Origin of the sequence: Legionella fairfieldensis ATCC 49588 (assembly GCF_000621525.1) — a bacterium.
GTDB classification, from domain to species: domain Bacteria; phylum Pseudomonadota; class Gammaproteobacteria; order Legionellales; family Legionellaceae; genus Tatlockia; species Tatlockia fairfieldensis.
This window is the reverse complement of the sequence record NZ_JHYC01000029.1, coordinates 1-19749: the sequence shown is the minus strand read 5'-3', so window position 1 is coordinate 19749 and position 19749 is coordinate 1. Positions and strand designations below refer to the sequence as shown.

Below are 19749 nucleotides of genomic sequence, written 5' to 3'. Positions count from 1 at the left end.
CTTAATCCAGGTGTACCAATTGCGTATGGATTTCTACTGCAAAATAATGGTTAAACATCTGATACGAATCTATCATTGGCCACTCTTCTGCATTATCACACATACGCAACATTTCAGCTTCAAAAACAGGTTGATAATGCTGTTTAAGAAAAGGTTTTATACTTGATAAAGTATCAAAATTTTTTATAATTACTGTCGAATTTTCTGCTAAATGCGATAGATTGACCCGCTCTACCACCGCAGTAAGATCATTTTGTTCTTCAACAACTGATTTCATCCACTGAAGCAACACTGTCCGCGGTCTAATCCGCAATAATTGTTGACCCTTGGCAATGGATGGCTCCATTAGAACTATTTGGGAGTGTAATTCAAACTTGAAGCAACATAAAAAATCAAGAAAACTGACTTCGATTTCGTTCCGCGCCTCTTCGCCTAACCACCGACATATTTCATGTCTGAACATTGTCGTAAAATGGCGCTCTATTTCGTTAAGCGTTTCCTCGTCGCTTGGCTGTCTTGCCATAACATAGGCTGTGGTATCCGTTTGCAGTAAGCGTAAATCAGGTAAATCAACATCGGGTACCTGTGAAGCAAGAAAAGATAAAAATACCGGGGTAGGTTTAAGGATTATAATTTCCCATTGACTCGGTTGCATGACGCGCTCCTTGATTTTATTTGACTCATCCTGAGTACAACTAAAAAAGCAAATCAACGTCTTTTTCTTCTACTTTTTCAAGAGAAGACTATCAGGTTAACTCGCTCAAATAGTAATAGCAATAGTGTAGACTATATTTTTAATTTTGCTGCAACCATTACGAAAGATAAAAAATGGAAATTAGTAATTTTTTTACCGCTGGCACAAAACTGTCACACAAGATTACTCGGCTCACTTGACACAATTTTTGTTATCTATATGCTTGCTATTTTATTTATTCCCACGTGATATGAAATTTATAAAAAATCTGTTCATTGCATTGCTGATTCTTACAATAAGCATTATTTTTATTGTCTGGTTATTTGCGAAATCCGTAAAACCTGAAACCATTAAGGCTTATATCAACACCCAACTCAGCACACTTACCCATAAAAGCAGTAAAGTGGAAGGTGATATTTCCTGGCAAATAGTTCCTCGACCGGGCATTAAAATTACTCACCTAAGGATAGGTAACGAGATTAATCATGAAAATTATTTTGTGAAGCTGGATAGTTTGCTTTTCAATCTTAAAATTACGCCTCTTTTGCGTGGGAAGCTCGTTTTCAACGAATTAAATGTGGATGGTTTTGAAGTTACTATTAATCCTGACGCCACTCCTTCCCTTAATCCTCCTTCGCAACCACAATCAAAAGAAAACTTTTCTATAAAAGCCGAGGAGACCGACCAATTTGCTATAGAACAGATTTTACTGACTCATGGAAAGATTACTATTTTAAAAAATCAAAAAATAGTAACTCTTTCAGGGTTACAAATAGGCGCGAAACAATTTAACTTGCAGCACGCTTTATTTCCTTTACAATTTAAAACGAATCTTGCAGTAATAACTGACAATGAAAAAATAGTAAAAGCACATGCCAATTTTACAGGGAACGTTAGCCTTTCTTCCTCTTTATTCAAAGATCCTGTTTTTATTTTACAAAATACTCCTCTTGAAGGACAATTATCTTTACGAGACATTAAATTAAATCAATTAAAACTGGCGCAGGTTAGCGCCCATATAAAAACAAAACCGGGAGTATTGTTTTTGAATCCTCTCACTTTAAATTTATATAATGGAGAATCTGTTGGTGATCTTAAGTATGAATTTGCCTCTGCAAAGCTGATTATTAATCAGACGGCTACCAATCTCGATAGTTCCAGACTTATCTCTGACTTGTTAACTATTCCTTTAATTAAGGGTAAAATGGATTTTTCTCTCCATATGCAAGCAAATCTGCAACAAACAAACTGGCAAGATAATCTGGCCGGGAACGGTAATTTAACGATCAAAGACGGCTTTATTAACTTCATTAACTTAAACAAAATTATCCAGGAAACCAGCGATAAAATTAATAAACTGCTTACTACACCCCACTCTGACGTAGCACAAGTCTTGAAATTAGCACCGTTTAGTAACCCTGATTATTTTATTGGGAGCACTCCTTTTAAATTACTGACTTTCCAGTATCATTTGCAAGATGGAATTCTGCAAAGCAACTCGCTAGTATTACAAACCGATAAGTTACAGCTTAAAGGCGTCGGTAGTTTAAATTTAAAAGATAATAATATTGATAGTCATTTATCAGTTCAGGTGACGCTCACTGATCCTGAAGTTGAGAAAATACAACAGCTTTTAGGCGGAAGCTTCCCTATTGTGGTGAAAGGCAATCTGACAAAGCCCCTTGTGCTACCTGATTTGCAACAAATTAATCCTATCCTTACCAAAGCCTGGTTACAAGAAACATTAACCAAACCGGTTAAGCAGATTCAGGATACTATCAAGACAATTTTTGATTAAAAAGAAATGCACAAACACTTTAGCGAACCGCTTTTAAACTGGTTTGACCGTTATGGACGGAAAGACTTACCCTGGCAACATCCTCGTTCGGCATACAGGGTCTGGATTTCCGAAATTATGCTCCAACAGACACAGGTCAAAACGGTTATTCCCTATTTTAATCGCTTTATGGCAAGCTTTCCGGATATCTGGCAACTCGCCCAAGCCTCTGAAGAGCAAGTTCTGGCTCATTGGTCCGGCTTAGGGTATTACAGCCGCGCCCGTAATCTTTTCAAAACCGCCAAAATTATCTGTGAAAACTATAAAGGTGAATTTCCTCCCGACTTAGAGAAACTGATTGTTTTACCAGGTATAGGTCCTTCTACCGCTGCTGCCATTACTTCTCAGGCTTTTAACCAGTCAACGCCTATTTTAGATGGAAATGTTAAACGAGTACTTTGCCGTTATTTTCTGGTAGAAGGTTGGCCAGAACAAAGTAAAGTAAAACATCGTCTTTGGCAATTAGCCAAACAATGCATGCCAGAGGAGCGATGTGCTGATTATACTCAGGCAATTATGGATTTAGGAGCCACCTGCTGCACAACACGGAATCCCGATTGCACCCATTGCCCTCTGGCGAAAACCTGTCTGGCCAGATATCACAATCAGGTATTGCTCTATCCTTATAAAAAAGTGAAAAAAACATTGCCAATAAAGCAGCAACAGTTTTTAGTATTATACAATGCTGATAAGCAGATTTATCTGGAAAAAAGGCCACCCGCAGGCATTTGGGGCGGACTTTGGTGTCTTCCAAGTATTGAGCTCAACCAATGTCCAATCGAATACATAAACCAGACTTATGCACTTGCCAGCTCGTCAACACCTCAAGCATTATTGACCATACGCCATTCATTCAGTCATTTTCATCTGGAAATCAAAGCATTAGCTCTCCAAATAACCAGCTCAGCAACCCTTCTCGCAGAATGCCCCGGTAACTGGATAAAAACAAATAAAATCAATGAGTTAGGTCTTGCTAAACCCGTTCGTGATATTATCAATTATTTTTCTAACATGGCTATTTAAAATTTTCAATAACTTCATAGTCCCTGCTTGAGTGAAGGAATCTCACAGGCAACTAGTCAAAGCGATAATAAAATAGACGACTACTTATTGTGTTAAGCGCCAAATAAAGTATTATCAAGACCTGTTATTTATTGAGATTTGGCATGTTAACTCTATTTACCTTAGTGATCAGTCTTATTGCTTTACTGTGGTCTGCAAATCATTTAGTGACTGGCGCCTCGGGGGTTGGTCTTTATTATAACTTGCCTCCCTTACTCATTGGATTGACTTTAGTAGCACTTGGTACTTCCGCACCCGAAATTATGATAGCGATTAGCGCTTCTTTAGAAGGGTTAAATGACATTGCTATCGGAAATGCTATTGGTACAAATATTGCCAATATTGGCCTGGTTCTTGGATTAACTGCCCTTATAAAACCCCTTAAAGTCCAATCTACTCTTCTGCGTCGTGAATACCCCTTGCTTTTTTTAGTCATGCTTTTTACTTACTCCATTATGCTCAATGGGTATCTGAGTGTTTTGGACGGCTGTTTATTTCTATTAGCCTGTGTCGCTTTAATTCTTTATTTTCTTTTTATAACAGGGCAGCACCGGCCTCAACAACAACTGGCACTAAAGTTTCAACAGGCCAGTTTAAGGAAACACCCCTTGAAAATTCATTTTACTCATCTGATTCTTGGCATTATCATTATGCCTGTTAGTGCTACATTTTTACTCAGTTCGTGCGTAGAAGTGGGTCATTGGCTTGGAATGAGCGAATTACTTATTGGCTTAACTATTGTTGCTATTGGCACCAGCTTACCTGAACTTGTTACTTCAATTGTAGCGACTCTAAAAGGCGCAGATGATATTGCTGTGGGCAATATACTTGGTTCCAATATGTTTAATTTACTTGCTGTAATGATTTTTCCAAGTATCATTCATCCAGCACCAATCAGTCATGCTGTTTTATGGCGTGATATTCCAGTCATGTTTATAACTACATTGATTCTTTTATGGATAAATTACCGTAATAAAAAAAGAATCGCGCGCTGGCACGGCGGTATTTTGGTGTTGGTTTACTGTTGTTATATGTTATCGCTGATTATCAGTGCTTCACGTTAAATAATAATTTATGTGAGCATGTTATCCTGAGCATGTCAGAGTGGGAAAGAGATTCATGTTAAAGATTGGAAATTAGGTCATCCCCACAAAAGATGGGGATCTTCTCGCAAGCAAAGCGATGAAGTAAGTTGAGAATGGATTCCCGTTTGCACGAGAATGACTCAAAACAATACAAAAAGAGGTTGAATAAATCATTATCGTTACTTTTTGTGTCCTCTCTCAGGGCTTGTCCGCGGAATGCAAGCATTCTTCTTACGCACAAGATGAATTAATTATCAGGAGTAAAATTAACCGTTACTGTTTTTAGCGTTCCTGGGCCTGACTCCCAAGGTCGTGCATATTTGAAAGTTATCGTTGTACTGGTTGGATAAGCCTTTCCTGATGTTAAGGCAAAATTGAATATCATATTTCCTTCCGCTCCCATTAATTTTTTCTGAGGCGCAATATACTGACTACTTTTTAGATTTAACAAAGAAGGATCATAGTTTTCTACTGTCCATTGATAACCTGTAGTTGGATTAGAAGGCAGAGTAACCTGAAATAACGGTTGTGCGGGGTCCACTGTTACAGTCAGAGTATCATTCGCTCTCGCCAGGAGCGACATAATTAATAATAAACCGGTCAAAATTATTCTCATCGAAAAACTCCTTGATAATTAACAAGCCCTACATTTGCTTCCTTAAAATACCCTTTTTTTAAGAGGAAATGCAACCCACCCCATTCTTCTTTCTCGTATTTTATACAACAAAAAAATACCCTTTAATTTGTAATTATAGCGGTTTTAAAATAAATCATATTTGGAAAAAATGTAAATCCTCATGCTATTATTACTTAGGGAAAATTCTATAACAACAGGAACTTATTATGAAAGCAGTTGGCTGCAAACAAGCTCGTTCAATGGAAGAAGGCAATTTAATTATTGATATGGAATTACCTACTCCCCAGGCTACCGGCCATGACATACTGGTAGAGATTAAAGCCATTGCTGTAAATCCTATTGACTATAAAGTACGTTTAAGAACTCGGTTACAAGAAAATCAATACCGTATCGTCGGTTGGGATGCCGCAGGAATTGTCAAAGAAACAGGAGAAAATGTTACCTTATTTAAACCTGGTGATGAAGTCTGGTACTCTGGCGATTTAATGCGTCCTGGCTGCAATAGTGAATTTCAACTTGTCGATGAACGGATAGTAAGCTTGAAACCGAAAAGTTTATCCTTTGAACAGGCAGCCGCTCTTCCATTAACGACACTTACCGCTTGGGAACTCTTATTTGATCGATTAAATGTCACATCCAAAACGCAAGCACTTCTCCTTGTTGTCGGTGCAGGCGGTGGTGTGGGTTCTATTTTAGTACAATTAGCCAGACAGCTCACTCAATTAACTATCATTGGTACTGCTTCTCGTGATGAATCAAGACAATGGGTAAAAGATAATGGAGCCCATTATATCATTGATCATACACAGCCTCTGTTCCAACAGTTAACCGATCTGGACATTGGCGAAGTAGATTATGTCGCATGCCTTACGCATAGTGAAGATCATGCACCAGAATTAGCCAAGTGCTTAAAACCACAAGGCAAATTAGGGCTAATTGACGACCCTGCTCGATTCGATATTAGACTTTTCAAATTAAAAAGTATCTCCCTCCACTGGGAATCCATGTTTACTCGCAGTTTTTATAAAACAGAAGACATGATCAAACAACATCAGATATTGAAAAAAGTAGCAAAACTGGTTGATCAAGGCGTTATTCAAACAACAATTAACGAAAACTTTGGGCTTATCAATGCTCAAAATTTAAATCTTGCTCATAGTAGTCTTCTCAATGAACACACGAGAGGAAAAATCGTTCTATCAGGATTTTATTAAAACACAACCTATTAAGCAATTATTGAAAAACCTAACAAAACGCCATGCTGAACAGGTATATTTGTAATCAAACCTGTTTCAGTGAATGGATTAATGTGAAATTTGGGATTACCACCAAAAACACCCTGATACAATAAATTCAAATTGGTAATTTCAGTCAGTGGATAACCTAATCCGGCTTGTACTTCACCAGCAAGCGCTGATTTATTACTTATCGAGGCAGGATTTATTTGCCAATGCCTGTAAGCAATACCCCCTTTAACTTGCGTAAACAATGGACTTTCACTCACAGGCGCCGCATTGGCAGTTATTAACAAATCCAACATAGGTCTCATGGTAGTACGTACAGCACAGCCCAAAATATCCATCGCCCCTTGAGGAATAGCAAACCGCATACGATTACCGTTTTGCGCGCCAATCTCCAAGCCGAAAGTTGCCTGACTGGCAGTTAACAATTCTGCTGCAAATGCTAAACGGCCGATTGCAGTCTGGCCGTCTGAGCGATACATATGTTGATATTCACTGTAGCCTAAGCTTGCAATAATTGACCATCGATTATCCAAATTTTCAGAATTCGCTATCGTTACCGGAAAATAGGAGCCAGCCAATAAATCCAGAGATAAAAAACATCCTGTTACGATTAAATACATTCGTCGTATCATGCTCACTCCAGTCCTTAGTTGCCTAAATTAAAATCATGCATGAGATAAACTTCATTTTATACGGCATTTAGCAAAAGTTTTCTACTAGAAAACCGAATGCTTTTTAAACTAATACAGGTCCTTTAACCAGAGGATATATTTTTCCCTGACGCATCAAGATAGGAATTGGTTTGTTTAAAACATTCGGCGCACTAGAATTAATCATTCTCTAAAATTGATAGGTCTTAAAAAACTCTATTTTATAAGGCTTTCATGATATTTCATAGATGCCTGGAAAGTACGTCCCTTAATAAAAATCATAATCATCTTGATCTCGTCTTCAAGAAAAGCGATGATTTTAATTTTGTTGGAGGGTCAGTGGCGTGGAACACGAAGTAATGGAATATGATGTAATCATTGTTGGTGCCGGCCCTGCTGGATTATCTGCCGCCATAAAATTAAAGCAATTAGCTATCAAAGAAAACAAGGAAATGCGTCTTTGTATTCTTGAGAAAGGCGCTCAAATTGGAGCGCACATTCTATCAGGTGCTGTCCTTGAACCACGAAGTTTACAGGAATTATTACCTGACACATGGCAAGAAGCCCCCCTGGATACGCCAGTTACCCATGATTCTTTTTATTTTTTAAACAAGAAGAAAGCTTATCGCCTCCCTATTCCCAATCTCTTGAAAAACCATGGTAATTATCTCATCAGCTTAGGAGAACTTTGCCAATTTCTTGCAACCGAAGCAGAAAAATTGGGCTGCGAGATTTATCCCGGTTTTGCCGCCGCTGAAGTCCTTTACAACGATAAAAATCAGGTAATTGGCGTTGCTACAGGCGAGGTAGGTATTGATAAGGAAGGAAATAAAACAGCAAATTACCAACCTGGAATGCATTTACATGCTAAACAGACACTGTTTGCTGAGGGATGTCGGGGACAACTTAGTCAAACGTTAATGCAGCGCTTCCACCTGCGTGATCATGTTCAACCACAAACCTATGGTTTAGGTATCAAGGAGATATGGCAAGTGACTCCTGAGAAACACCAGCATGGAAAAGTAATTCATACGGTCGGTTGGCCTATGGATAATATCACTTATGGAGGGTCATTCATTTACCATTTATCCAATAATCGCGTAGCAATCGGTTTTGTTGTTGGTTTAGACTATAAAAATCCCTGGCTCAACCCTTTTGCAGAGATGCAACGATTTAAAACCCACCCCATGATTAGCTCTCTCCTGGAAGGCGGAGAGCGTATCGGTTATGGTGCCCGTGCTCTTAACGAAGGTGGATGGCAGGCTATGCCCAAACTTACTTTTCCAGGAGGGGCCTTAATTGGAGATGCCGCTGGTTTCCTGAATGTTGCTAAAATCAAAGGTATTCATACGGCGATGCAATCGGGTATGCTTGCTGCAACAAGCTGTTTTGAGCTTTTAAATCAAGAACAGGCCACAGGAATTGAACTCACCACTTACTCAAAAAAGCTCAAAGCATCCTGGCTTGCTGATGAATTATATCAAGTAAGAAATATTCGTCCCGGGTTTCGTTATGGCTTATGGTTAGGGCTGGCTAATGCCGCTTTTGAGATGTTCATTAGTCATGGTAAATCCCCCTGGACAATGAAACATCATGCTGATTACTCTACACTCTTACCTATTGAGAAGACAAAAAAAATTAATTACCCTAAACCCGATGGGGTTTTAACTTTTGATAAATTGTCTTCCGTTTATTTATCAAATACGTATCATGAAGAAAATCAGCCCTGCCATTTAAAATTACGTAATCCAAGACTTGCTATAAAAATAAACTATCAGATCTACGCATCACCCGAAACACATTATTGTCCCGCGGCTGTTTATGAAATAGTAAAAGAAGAAACCGGACCAAGATTACAAATTAACGCACAAAATTGCATTCACTGTAAAACGTGTGATATTAAGGATCCGCGCCAAAATATAGTCTGGCATGCGCCTGAAGGCGGCGGTGGGCCAAATTATGTGGGGATGTAATAATGAGGGGAATATTCATACCTACCTATTCATTGATGCGCTGATTCTCTATCAGAAAGCGCGTCCTTTATACCTATTATCTGTAGTAGTTCATTGATACCTTAAGATGTCTATAACAAGTCCCCCAAATTTAACACCTCATTATTTGTGTATGAGAAGCAACATCGTCGCAAGCAGCGGAGTTAAGCATAATAAGCTTGCTTTCCAGTTTGATAATCCAGGACTGTAACCCACGACAAGTCTCCACCTGATGCAATTCAAAGAAGCTATCTCGCACCCCCGTTTCTTGTAACCTGTTTTTTAAATTTTCATCAATACCAGCTAATAAACACCGTTTTATACTTGTAGCACAATTGTTCAACATAAAAGAATAAACTTCTTTTTTCTCTTTTTCCATAGCCTCCAGCACGGCAAACTCATTGATGTAAAATCTTAAACCGCTTTCGCTTGTTGGTAAACAAATAGAATGTTCAGGTGGAGTCCCTGTAGTAATATGAGCATCTCTTGCAAAACGTTCTTCACGCGCCAGTGAATCTACCTTTTGTTTATAAGTAATTTTTAACAACTCCAGCTTCTTTTCATTCTCGTTTATTTCTCTAACCAATTGGTCAAGAACACCTGATAGATTACGCTTCACATATTTTAATTCTTTATTGCTTAACTGTTTTTTAAGTGTTGCGTGTTCGTGAGATATGACCTGCTTTTCTTCATTAAGAGAAAGTAACGTTGCCTGTAAATGCATTAATTCCTCTTTTGCTCTTTTAATTTCACGACGAGTTGTCTCATCAGGATTAGATAAACTGGTTTGATAGCTTAATTTTTTATTAATGAAATTTATCCTGGCAATACTGGCTAATTGTTTTTTCTCGAATAAATTAATTGTTTCATAAACTTTCTCTTTTTGTATTATTTTTTCTATCTGCTTAAGCTCGTCTAATCTGGATTCCAGCATGGATTGCTGCGCAATATAGTTATCTAAATTTTTTTGCCGTTCTGTTTGGAAAAATGATTCGTCAATTTGGCCATGCTCAATAGATATCAACTCACCAGCTACTTCGCGTTTCATATCATCTTCATGAGTAGCAAATTCTGCCTGAACACCCTTGCTAGGTTTGCCAAGATGCAACAGATGCAAGCAATCTTTTAATACACTGTGTCTACCCGGTTTATCCTTAGGCCAAAAACTATGGGTAACTTGCAAGCTATTCACTTTGTTTTGTTTATACACAGGATCGTGTGCTCCTCTAACGACTTCAGGAATAATTTGAACTGTTTTTTTAACGGCAAAGTTACTTGTTTGTAATTTTTTATAGGCATGTGATCGTTCATCAAGATTTAAAATAAAATTGACATGTCCGACATTTTCACCTCTACGTTCTGAAGCAAGCGCAGGACCAAAAAGTCCGTGTTTGATTTTTTTACCAAAGAGACGCGTAGTAGAAAGCCAAATGTTAACTTCGATCATAATGGGTCGCTTTTTGTTATTGTTGTTTTATCGTGGATTCTACTCAATCAATATTAAGAAATTCTTAACAAATTATTTTTTAATCAAACAAATCTTTGTGCTGGACAAAACATTCAAAGAGTACGAATTGCAAATGCCGACTTTCGTCGGGCAATTCGTGTTAATAGCTATTTTTTGTCCAGCACAAAGCAAACCAATTAAAATATACCGCATTAAATTTAAAGAAAATATATTTATTAGTTTTACACATTCTTTCAAAAATTATCTACAATTTAAGTGATTTATACTCTCTAAGAAGCTTATTCTAACATCCACAAACTATTTCTTAACAACTCTGTCATCCTTTTAATCAATATTATTGTCATTTCAGAATGAAGACGTTAGACTTGCCAAGTTTGTACGAATGCAAGAAAAACCGCCGCGTCGCCAAAACTAAAGTGCTCGACACTTGGAGTTTAATGCATTGATTGCTAACACGTTAATTTCTCAGTCCCGGTGGCACAGCTGGATAGCGCAGCCCCCTCCTAAGGGGCAGGTCGCAGGTTCGAATCCTGCCCGGGACGCCAATGAAATCAATTGGTTGCAAATAATAATTTAAAATATGAACCATGTTTTTATTTTCGGGTACCTATATAGGTGCCTAAAATGAGTTTAATAGATGAATACAGAAAAACTATTTTCTTACGGCACACTTCAATATGAAACAGTACAACTTGCTAATTTTGGACGTAAATTAGAAGGTAATAAAGACCAATTACCTGGGTTTGAACTATCTATGTTAGAAATCACTGATCCTGATGTGATTGCTACTAGTGGCGAAGCATGCCACCCTATCATTAGCTACACAGGAAATTCAATCAACTGCGTCGATGGAGTGGTATTTGATATTAGTGAAGAAGAATTAAAGCGTGCCGATTCTTATGAAGTCTCCGACTATAAACGAATTAAAGTTAAGCTTTCTTCAGGTGTTTCTGCTTGGGTCTATGTAAATACAGTAACCGAGGTAGTCGAGTGAAACTATTTGTTATTTATATTGGCGGAGCACATGAAAAATCAGTCATTGAACTCCATGACATGCGTTTTGTTATTGCCAATACAATTGAAGAAACTTATGAAATTTTACGCAAAAGTTGGTGGGGTATTCCTTCAAGCTTACACCTTGATGCTTGGGGAATATTAAATTACGCCGATGGTCATAATATTGTTATTTCTGATTGTCCTTCAAAAAATGTGATGAATAAATTATATTTTGTAAATTTAGGCGGCTATGATAAGCACCAATTTACAGAATTACATAAAAATACTTTCGTTGTTGCTACAGATGAACATCAAGCAAAACAAAAAGCTGTGCGACAGATTAGCGATTGGCAGTCACCTCACCGTGACTATTTACATGAAGTTGATACTGTGCTTGATCTGAACAGCCTATTAACTAGTCAAAATCGTTATTTGCACTTAATAGAAACCAATAATAAGAGCCCATTTGAGTTTACCTGTTGCTATACCCCAATTGGAAAGGTTCTAAGCAGAGCTGAAATATAGATGTCAAATAAGAAAAAACTTATAAGCCTTAATGTGGAAACGCTAGTACTCGTTGCTGTCTGGGAAAATCCTTTTATTTTTCAAGGATGCATAAAAATCACTGAACTACATAAGAATAAAGAAGTTCTTTATTTTTTTAGATGCCAATCTAGCCATAGAGAGCAGAATGATATCCTGAATAATGATTTTTCATCCGATGACTATAAATTCACACATTTGTACAATGAATTAGGTTTTATTCAGTTAAGCGTTACAGATCCAACGAAAAAATATGCTTTAGATATGATGAAATATGCTTTACACGTCACGTTAAGAGAAATGATATCTAACAGAAAAGTGCATTTTACTTCTATTGATGATATAGCAATGCAAACAATGATTAATAAAATCAAGCCAATATTGAATAAAGAACTAACGATACCGGAAGATGATCATATTGGATTTGCAGTCGCTATGGATTTTTCGCCACAAGAAGAGATGGGACATTTGGCTGTAAAAGCATTGCTTAATAAATTAGAGAATCAAGAGCAGCCCCACTAGAAAACTATTTATTATGAGAACCACAGGATTTTATCTCACTGCCCCGACGGGATATAGTAGAATTATACTCATCAATATCTACAGAGAGGAATATGTCATCTAAGCAAAGTACAGTTGATTTTATTCTTGAACAAACCTCAAATGACCCTAAAGAACCTAAAAAAATAATGCAGGCTATCCGTGATCATTGGCAAATAGAGAATAATTTGCACTGGTGCTTGGATGTGGCTTTTAGAGAAGATCAATCCCGTATTCGTGATGAAAATAGCGCTTTAAATATGGGGTGGTTAAGAAAAACAGCGCTTGCTTTATTAAAACGAGCGGGCAGCATTAAGGGAAGTATTCGCCGTAAACAACTCGCAATTTGGGCCAAACCTCAATATCTTTTAGATTTTGTTAAAATTTAGATGCGTTTACCCTGTTATTAGGACCAGACTATAACACTCTTCATATAACATTAAGAAAAGTACATCCTTGTAGACTTCAGACACTTGATGTAAGCAAATACATTCTTGTCTATTGTAAATTAAAATCTGCCGCGGTTATATCCTGACTGCTTACGCATGGCAAAATCAGCAGGCTCAAAAAAAGATTCAGAAGACAAACTCCGTTGTAAAAGGGATTTCTTCGCGGGTGGGACAAAAAAATTGTGTCGCCAATATTCGCGTGTTACTGTGCGGGTTTCAACAAAATCCCTTTGATCTAATTGATTCTTGATGGCTAGCAACCTATCATTTTTCCTTTGCAAACATTTTAATTTACTAAACTGTTGTTCACCCTGCTCATGATGCTCTTCTAGGCGGGACTCTAATTGTCTCAATTTCGGAAGCTGTTGTTCGATAGCAATTCGTTCTTTAGAACGTGCAGAAAGTTTAGTTTTCTCGACATACCTGCCTGCACAATTTTGAATGATTTTTTTCACCTGCGTGTTTAAGGAATCTAAAATTATGTTAGTCCAGCAGCGAATATCATTGAGCTCTTCCCAATTCTTGATTGTAATTGGTAATTCCATAACCTCATTAATAGAAGTAAACATAGCTGTAAAATAGCGATCACTCTCTTCACAGCATTTTATCATCTCACTAAATTGTTCCATATTATAGTTCTTCATACAGCGCTCGGCCTCAAGTCGATAATAATCACCCATATTATAATTTGCTTTTATTATAGCCAGGTCATTTTTTTTCTTTTGAGCGTCTTCTAAAAATTTTAGAAGTTTAGGTAAGTTGGCAAACTGTTTTTTTTGAGAAAGAACGTCACTATTTCCTTCAATTTCTTCTATGGTAACAATATGTAAGTGGATATTTTCGTCCTGCGTCACTTTATTAGCACCATCACTCATTTTTTCCTTTTTATCAGGATAAAATCTTCTTATATAATTAAAATCAGGTTTTTTTATTTCTTTTGGTTTAGAAGGAAATTCACTTAAAAGTTGAGGTAATTTATTATCATAATTAAGCAGTTCTTGTCGTTTAATTTCTTCTTTTTTCTGATTTTCATTCCAATGGGTAATTAATTTTTCATACTCAATTTCCAATGGTGAGAATCGATTAGAGGATAAGCAGTAAGGAAATAGACGCTTCCCAATATCAAGAAAGCGTTTAAAATTATTAAAAAAATCTTGGGAGTTTTGATAGTATTTCTCCCCGTAAAAATTGTGATCTTTTAAATGCTCTTTTATGAGGGAACATAATTCAGAGCACATCAAAATAGTTCGGGCCTTTAAGTCCAAAGCATTTGGGGAATTTTCCAAGTGCGCCCAGATTAAAGCTGCAAGATTATAAATTTCGGCAATTTTCAAAAACCAATTTTTACGAAAATTTGGATCTGTACTCTCTTTTGCTTTTAACCAGCATTGAGAAGCGTGATCAGCTAATAAATGAAATTGTTTTACCTTCTCTCCTGACGCTGCCTTAACAGATTTCTGAAATTGATTATAGATTTCCTCTATATTCCTACCTTGATGCTTTAGTCTATCTCTTGCCGGAAGTAATTGTTGGTAAATAAACAACCAAAATTGAGCTGATTTTTCTTTTAACTTATCCAGTGCCTCTTCAGACATTCCCGAGTAAAAAGGCCCCCCTTTAGCATAGAGTAATTCTAAGGATATCTTATTCGAATTATTGGCAGCATCAAGAAAGCCTTTTTTATAAGCAGGATCTTTATTCTGTAAATACATTTTTATATTCAAGTCTGTCAAAATAACATATAACTTAATGAGCATAAAGACTATCTCATTTTGTTGATTGATGATTTCCTGCGGTGAATTTTTAAGATTATTGTTCTTCAGTTCAATGTAAAATGTTTTAAGTTCTTTTATTTTTGTGCCCGTATCTTTTATTAAAATATAAAGACCCCCTGGAGATTTAATAGAATCAGAACCATCATTATATAAATTAATAAAATTTCGGCAGTCATTAATAATTGGATTCGATATTGGCATAATATTAACCTTAATATGTATAATAAAAATTAAAGTTGCTGTTATAACATACAATAGACCTCTTTCCAAACCTCAATTTTAGATTTCATAGTTATAAATTCCTGCAATTAAATTAAATCTCAAGCCAATCGCTTTCTTCTATTTCTGTACCGCTCTGCTTTATTTAAAACCCTTGCTGGTATGAAAATAAGTTCGATATTCACGCAAGTATCCAGTGTCATTAGTAACACTACTTCTGTCTTGAGTTTCGGGCTACGCCCTCCCTTGCGCAGTTTTTCCCTGCGCGATGTTTTCAATATTTATTTTCAGCATCTCAGCAAAGGTGCCCTTCCTTTGCCATCCTTCCAAAATCCTGATTCTTCGATACGAAGAATAATGCGGTCTTTTAATGGATGTGCTTCTATAGAATTTTCTACAGTATTCTGCAGAGGGCTTATCATGACGAACTAAGAAAGCGATGACTATAAGATCAAAATCTTGAGGTGAGAACCATATGATTTCATCATCAGGATGAGCCACAGTTAATACTTTCATATAACCAAGCTCTCACATTTATCAACTAAACGATGCCCTATTAATTCAATCTTTATAGGGTCTAATAAGTCGAGATGAGCATCATGGTGGGTTGTTAAAATAATACCACAATGAATAGCTTTTTCTTGTAAAAGCATTAATAACGTTTGCTGTGACTTTTTATCCAGACCATTTAATGGTTCATCTAAAATAATAAAATCGGGTTGGCCTATTAAAGTGGAACTCAAAAGAAATTTCTTTTTGGTGCCGAAGGACATATCAGCAATGAGCGTATTTAAATGCGGTTGCAACTCTAATCGCTCAAGAATCTGATTCATCTCATCGACATTGTTTGTTCTTGCCTTTGCAAGCCAGGATAAAAGCTCTTTTCCTGTTAGAAAAGGATATACCGCTAAATCATCCGGTACATAAAATAATTTTTTTGCATTAACGCTATTATCGCTTACTGGATAGTGGTTATTTAAAATGATAGAACCTGAATCGGGAGCATCTAAACCAACTAGCAAACGTAAAAGAGTCGATTTTCCAGTGCCGTTCTTTCCTATAATATGATAAGCCTGTTGATGAAAAGTATATGAAAGATTTGCAAATAAAACTTTATCAGCAAAAGCCTTATTAACTTTCTGTAATTGTATGTGACTCATCTAGTATGCTCCCAGAAAGATGTATTGGACAACACAAATGCCTACCGTATTTAGCAAAGAACTAAACAAGCAGAACCGCGGAGATAGTGCGTAAAAAATTCTATTTATTGTAAATACAACGCCGTTCATTGCGAAAATAATTAAGATCAACAAACAGTAATTTTTTAAACTAAAACTGCAAAATAAGAACACTGGCATTAATGCCAACATTAACCCTATCCAAATGAGGATTACCTCTTTTATAGGTTGAGCATGTTTTTGATAAGGAAATATACTGTGGAATAATGCGTGCTCTAATTTTCCTTTTTCAAAAAGAGTAAATAGCGTCGATAAGATATAAGTTTGCAACCCCAGCAAAACAAGAATAAGCCCCTGTCGGTTACCCACTGTTTCCTGAGAGTTTAATACTTGTAATATAAGTAGTGATATAGCGAAACAAAGCGTAAATCTAATTAAAAACGAAATTTTATTCTGCCTTAAAACAGCTAATTGAATAATAAAAATATTTTTTAAAGAGTGAATACTTTCTAAGCCATTCAAAATATCGAAGTGCAGTATTTTAAATGGATATTTTTGCTCATGCCGATGAGGTTGTACTGTTCCAAGAATAATGCCACACAACAAAGGAATGCTTAACCCGACACCAAAATTTAACAACGATCTGCCCTGCTTTGAAATGACAATAATTAAAAGAAGTACTAAGAAAGCCATAACTCCTTTAACGATTCTTTTATAAAGAAAATTCAGTAGCAGAGTACAGAGTACAAATACAGTAGATGTATAGAGACAATATTGCGAGGTATGAAATAAAGAGTCCTCAGCGTTATGGAGAATATTGGCTCCTCCAAAGAAAATAGCCAGCCAAACCATATTTAAAGAGAGTAAAAGGATAATAAAATCTATTGCCTTATGAACTCGCAAAGGAATATATAATGTATGCAGATATTCTCTAAAAGCTCCACCTTTTATAAAAGAAGATTGCGCCCTTGTCAGACTCAACAAAAAGACAAGTAATGTAACCAAATAAATGAACTTCGCTTTAAACGTAAGGTATGGATCAATAAGTGCATAAAAAGGAATACCAATCGCTTGAATATTTTTCACCCCTGGTGCTAATAAACAGATGATAAAGGCTGTTAATAGCTTATGCCTAGCAATCAATTCTTTAGTTTCATTGAAATAATATTGGGCTCGAAACCTAAGGAACTGGTAATTAAAATAATTCTTGTCTAATTGAGTCAATTCTAACATATCATCGCACTATATAATTAAAATTTTATAATATAATTCGTTCACTTTTTTAAAGAACTTTTGCGCAAAAGAACTTTTGCGCATTAGTAAATAAACGTGCATTCTTTTCATAACTAATTTATAAGGTCTTGAGCCTTCTATTATTGGGTGATTCAAGCTCATTAAAAACACGAGTAATATGCTCACGGCCATTAGCAGCTGTACAATTAAATAACCACCAATATGTGGTGAAGGTAAAATAATAACGAGTGTTACCACCATCCCATCAAGCTTTTCAGAATCTTGATGAGGTTTAAAAAATTGGCCTGGCCCATAAATAAGCAAGTTATGAAGATGGGGTCTTAAGGTGGCAGTATATAGATACTAAGGAATTATTTCTAAATTTATCTGTAATTAATGTGAAAGATTATATGATTTTATACGCTTAGGAATCAGCATAATAAGATTTTAAATTGGATAATTCACAGGTTTTTTTAAGCTGGACATCTTGCTACAGATCCTTATAATGTTGGCATAATTTCAATGGACAAATACTGTGCTGATTACCCATCATCCCTCTATTTCATCGGACATTTCACAAACCTCATTAGAGGATATCAAAAAGCGATTGAGCCAATGCGACAATCTCTTCCTGCATTTAGAAGAAACCTTAAGCCTGGTTGATCAATTAGCTGCTTTCGAGTTAGGACAGTTTTTGTTAGAAAACAAAGGACTCAATGGTTATTGGACAGCTTATATCATTATGTATGGTAAAAATAAGCAACATCTAACACCTTTGGAATATTGGCTCCTTAATGAAGCCCCCGGGATTCTGGCCACTCAGGAACGATTCCGAATTTTCCAGAGAGCGATTTTAAACTATCTTAAACCCGGTATGCATATCGCTTCTTTACCTTGCGGCTTAATGGAAGATTACCTGAGCCTGCCTTCGGATTGTTTAAAAAATATTGATATTACCGGGATTGATTTAGATGAGCATTCCTTAAAACTCGCTCAAAAAACTGCGCTTGACCGAAATTTGACTTGCCAGGTTCTTAAGCGAGATGCGTGGTGTTTAGGATTAACAGAAACATTTGATCTTATCACCAGCAACGGATTGAATATATATGAACCGAACCCGGAAAAGTTAATACGTTTCTATCAGGAAATTGCCAATGCATTACGGCCTGAAGGGATACTCATTACAAGCTATCTTTCTCATCCGGATGATAAGGCAAAACCACCCGCTCAAAAAAAGATTAAACTTCAAGATGGTTTAAGACAAAAAGCTATTTTTCAGGATATTGTACAAGCTAAATGGCAATGTTATCAAACACAGGAAGCGGTTAACATGCAATTTCAAGCCGCAGGACTCTTTATTAAAGACATCATTTATGACACTCAATGTCTATTTCCTACCATTATTGCGCAAAAAAATTAATGTTATTAACGATATTTCAGACAATACCATTAATCTGGATGGCCAGGAATACATTAATTTTTCCGGTTATAATTATTTAGGTTACGCTGGCGATGAACGTGTTATTAGTGCAACCAGTGAGGCAATTAAACGTTATGGTACTTCGGTTTCTGCAAGCCGTTTAATTTCCGGACAAAAACCGATTCATTGCGAATTGGAACAGGAAATAGCCTCTTTCATTGGCACGGAAGACTCTGTAGTTTTCTCTGCGGGGCATGCAACGAATGTCTCGGTAATTACTCATCTATATAGCGCTGAAGATGTTATTTTTCATGATGCGCAGGCGGGAAACTATTTTTAAGACAAAGTGACGCACCAATTTACAAGGTAGTTTCCCGACCGCGCTAGATTATCTTAAATAGGAGGGTAATCCCCCCATTTTTAACTGACACTAAAAGTAGAAACCTAGGCTGCTAGAGCCAATTTTCTTTTGGGTGGTATACCTCCAATAGCCGAGTTAGGACGTTCATTGTTATAAGACCAAAGCCACTTGGTGGCCTGTTCCTGGACTTGTTCAATACTCTCAAATAAGTATTGATTAAGCCAGTCATACCGAACAGTACGATTATAGCGCTCAATATAGGCATTTTGCTGCGGACAACCTGGCTGAATGAATACAAGCTCAATATCGTGATTTTTAGCCCATCTTGCGAGCTTATGGCTTACGTATTCAGGCCCATTATCACAAC

At 36.6% G+C, this 19749-nt stretch carries 20 protein-coding genes and 1 tRNA gene; 12 read left to right on the top strand and 9 right to left on the bottom strand.

The features are described 5' to 3' along the window. Position 1: 1 nt before the first annotated feature. On the bottom strand, positions 2–655 hold the full coding sequence (locus tag T345_RS0108910) for a hypothetical protein (RefSeq protein ID WP_028389046.1): 654 nt from the start codon (positions 653–655) through the stop codon (positions 2–4). A gap of 289 nt (positions 656–944) precedes the next feature. Here T345_RS0108910 and T345_RS0108905 point away from each other — a divergent pair, with 289 nt between their 5' ends. The 3 genes from T345_RS0108905 to T345_RS0108895 all read left to right on the top strand — a co-directional run bounded on the left by T345_RS0108905 (position 945) and on the right by T345_RS0108895 (position 4657). Next, complete coding sequence (locus T345_RS0108905) at positions 945–2492, top strand: AsmA family protein (protein WP_028389045.1); 1548 nt, start codon at positions 945–947, stop codon at positions 2490–2492. 6 nt (positions 2493–2498) lie between these two features. Next, positions 2499–3554: an A/G-specific adenine glycosylase gene (mutY, locus tag T345_RS0108900; RefSeq protein ID WP_028389044.1), complete on the top strand. Its 1056-nt coding sequence runs from the start codon at positions 2499–2501 to the stop codon at positions 3552–3554. A gap of 143 nt (positions 3555–3697) precedes the next feature. Further along, positions 3698–4657: a calcium/sodium antiporter gene (locus T345_RS0108895; protein ID WP_028389043.1), complete on the top strand. Its 960-nt coding sequence runs from the start codon at positions 3698–3700 to the stop codon at positions 4655–4657. A gap of 268 nt (positions 4658–4925) precedes the next feature. Here T345_RS0108895 and T345_RS0108890 read toward each other — a convergent pair whose 3' ends face one another. Beyond that, complete coding sequence (locus tag T345_RS0108890) at positions 4926–5294, bottom strand: protease inhibitor I42 family protein (protein ID WP_028389042.1); 369 nt, start codon at positions 5292–5294, stop codon at positions 4926–4928. Between the two features lie 227 nt (positions 5295–5521). Here T345_RS0108890 and T345_RS0108885 point away from each other — a divergent pair, with 227 nt between their 5' ends. Continuing rightward, on the top strand, positions 5522–6529 hold the full coding sequence (locus T345_RS0108885) for a zinc-binding alcohol dehydrogenase family protein (RefSeq protein ID WP_028389041.1): 1008 nt from the start codon (positions 5522–5524) through the stop codon (positions 6527–6529). 11 nt (positions 6530–6540) lie between these two features. Here the strand turns inward: T345_RS0108885 and T345_RS0108880 are convergent, their stop codons facing one another. Next, entirely contained in the window at positions 6541–7191 is a 651-nt protein-coding gene (locus tag T345_RS0108880; RefSeq protein WP_028389040.1) for a hypothetical protein, read from the bottom strand. A gap of 362 nt (positions 7192–7553) precedes the next feature. Here T345_RS0108880 and T345_RS0108875 point away from each other — a divergent pair, with 362 nt between their 5' ends. Beyond that, positions 7554–9182 (top strand): 4Fe-4S dicluster domain-containing protein, encoded by a 1629-nt coding sequence (locus tag T345_RS0108875; RefSeq protein WP_028389039.1) that lies wholly within the window; start codon positions 7554–7556, stop codon positions 9180–9182. A gap of 130 nt (positions 9183–9312) precedes the next feature. Here the strand turns inward: T345_RS0108875 and T345_RS0108870 are convergent, their stop codons facing one another. Continuing rightward, positions 9313–10647 carry a coiled-coil domain-containing protein gene (locus T345_RS0108870; protein WP_028389038.1) on the bottom strand — a complete coding sequence of 445 codons (1335 nt, stop codon included), beginning with the start codon at positions 10645–10647 and terminating at the stop codon, positions 9313–9315. A 489-nt stretch (positions 10648–11136) separates the two neighbouring features. On the opposite strand from T345_RS0108870, the gene T345_RS0108860 reads away from it, so the two are divergent. The 5 genes from T345_RS0108860 (at position 11137) to T345_RS13970 (ending at position 13136) form a co-directional block, all read left to right on the top strand. Beyond that, positions 11137–11213: transfer RNA gene (locus tag T345_RS0108860), tRNA-Arg, on the top strand. Positions 11214–11305: 92 nt separating this feature from the next. Next, positions 11306–11662, top strand: coding sequence for a gamma-glutamylcyclotransferase family protein (locus T345_RS0108855; protein ID WP_028389036.1), 357 nt, complete (start codon positions 11306–11308; stop codon positions 11660–11662). Continuing rightward, positions 11659–12189: a DUF1543 domain-containing protein gene (locus tag T345_RS0108850; protein ID WP_028389035.1), complete on the top strand. Its 531-nt coding sequence runs from the start codon at positions 11659–11661 to the stop codon at positions 12187–12189. The genes T345_RS0108855 and T345_RS0108850 overlap by 4 nt, the downstream gene beginning before the upstream one ends. Continuing rightward, positions 12190–12729, top strand: coding sequence for a hypothetical protein (locus T345_RS0108845; RefSeq protein WP_028389034.1), 540 nt, complete (start codon positions 12190–12192; stop codon positions 12727–12729). Between the two features lie 92 nt (positions 12730–12821). Next, on the top strand, positions 12822–13136 hold the full coding sequence (locus tag T345_RS13970) for an ISAs1 family transposase (RefSeq protein ID WP_051555216.1): 315 nt from the start codon (positions 12822–12824) through the stop codon (positions 13134–13136). 119 nt (positions 13137–13255) lie between these two features. Here T345_RS13970 and T345_RS0108835 read toward each other — a convergent pair whose 3' ends face one another. From T345_RS0108835 to T345_RS0108820, 4 genes are all read right to left on the bottom strand, one after another. After that, positions 13256–15226: a hypothetical protein gene (locus T345_RS0108835; RefSeq protein ID WP_028389033.1), complete on the bottom strand. Its 1971-nt coding sequence runs from the start codon at positions 15224–15226 to the stop codon at positions 13256–13258. Between the two features lie 198 nt (positions 15227–15424). Beyond that, positions 15425–15706, bottom strand: a complete 282-nt coding sequence (locus T345_RS0108830; RefSeq protein WP_028389032.1) for a hypothetical protein — start codon at positions 15704–15706, stop codon at positions 15425–15427. After that, positions 15703–16350: an ABC transporter ATP-binding protein gene (locus tag T345_RS0108825; protein WP_028389031.1), complete on the bottom strand. Its 648-nt coding sequence runs from the start codon at positions 16348–16350 to the stop codon at positions 15703–15705. Before T345_RS0108825 ends, T345_RS0108830 begins: the two co-directional genes overlap by 4 nt. Continuing rightward, entirely contained in the window at positions 16351–17601 is a 1251-nt protein-coding gene (locus T345_RS0108820; protein ID WP_028389030.1) for a hypothetical protein, read from the bottom strand. Between the two features lie 535 nt (positions 17602–18136). Between T345_RS0108820 and T345_RS13965 the strand changes: the two genes are divergently transcribed. Together T345_RS13965 and T345_RS0108805 are read left to right on the top strand one after the other, a co-directional pair. Next, on the top strand, positions 18137–19021 hold the full coding sequence (locus tag T345_RS13965; protein ID WP_051555215.1) for a class I SAM-dependent methyltransferase: 885 nt from the start codon (positions 18137–18139) through the stop codon (positions 19019–19021). After that, complete coding sequence (locus T345_RS0108805; protein WP_028389028.1) at positions 18975–19361, top strand: aminotransferase class I/II-fold pyridoxal phosphate-dependent enzyme; 387 nt, start codon at positions 18975–18977, stop codon at positions 19359–19361. Before T345_RS13965 ends, T345_RS0108805 begins: the two co-directional genes overlap by 47 nt. A gap of 104 nt (positions 19362–19465) precedes the next feature. On the opposite strand, the gene T345_RS0108800 is transcribed toward T345_RS0108805, so the two are convergent. After that, positions 19466–19749: integrase core domain-containing protein (locus T345_RS0108800; protein WP_028389027.1), on the bottom strand; the 284-nt coding region annotated here is incomplete at its 5' end.

Bases quoted from the DNA above. Each gene is read 5' to 3' on its own strand.
- T345_RS0108805 (WP_028389028.1), top strand. From the start codon at position 18,975: ATGACACTCAATGTCTATTTCCTACCATTATTGCGCAAAAAAATTAAT.
- T345_RS0108890 (WP_028389042.1), bottom strand. From the start codon at position 5,294: ATGAGAATAATTTTGACCGGTTTATTATTAATTATGTCGCTCCTGGCG.
- T345_RS0108830 (WP_028389032.1), bottom strand. From the start codon at position 15,706: ATGAAAGTATTAACTGTGGCTCATCCTGATGATGAAATCATATGGTTC.
- T345_RS0108820 (WP_028389030.1), bottom strand. From the start codon at position 17,601: ATGTTAGAATTGACTCAATTAGACAAGAATTATTTTAATTACCAGTTC.
- T345_RS0108880 (WP_028389040.1), bottom strand. From the start codon at position 7,191: ATGATACGACGAATGTATTTAATCGTAACAGGATGTTTTTTATCTCTG.
- mutY (WP_028389044.1), top strand. From the start codon at position 2,499: ATGCACAAACACTTTAGCGAACCGCTTTTAAACTGGTTTGACCGTTAT.
- T345_RS0108895 (WP_028389043.1), top strand. From the start codon at position 3,698: ATGTTAACTCTATTTACCTTAGTGATCAGTCTTATTGCTTTACTGTGG.
- T345_RS0108845 (WP_028389034.1), top strand. From the start codon at position 12,190: ATGTCAAATAAGAAAAAACTTATAAGCCTTAATGTGGAAACGCTAGTA.
- T345_RS0108885 (WP_028389041.1), top strand. From the start codon at position 5,522: ATGAAAGCAGTTGGCTGCAAACAAGCTCGTTCAATGGAAGAAGGCAAT.
- T345_RS0108870 (WP_028389038.1), bottom strand. From the start codon at position 10,647: ATGATCGAAGTTAACATTTGGCTTTCTACTACGCGTCTCTTTGGTAAA.
- T345_RS0108905 (WP_028389045.1), top strand. From the start codon at position 945: ATGAAATTTATAAAAAATCTGTTCATTGCATTGCTGATTCTTACAATA.
- T345_RS0108855 (WP_028389036.1), top strand. From the start codon at position 11,306: ATGAATACAGAAAAACTATTTTCTTACGGCACACTTCAATATGAAACA.
- T345_RS13970 (WP_051555216.1), top strand. From the start codon at position 12,822: ATGTCATCTAAGCAAAGTACAGTTGATTTTATTCTTGAACAAACCTCA.
- T345_RS0108910 (WP_028389046.1), bottom strand. From the start codon at position 655: ATGCAACCGAGTCAATGGGAAATTATAATCCTTAAACCTACCCCGGTA.
- T345_RS0108825 (WP_028389031.1), bottom strand. From the start codon at position 16,350: ATGAGTCACATACAATTACAGAAAGTTAATAAGGCTTTTGCTGATAAA.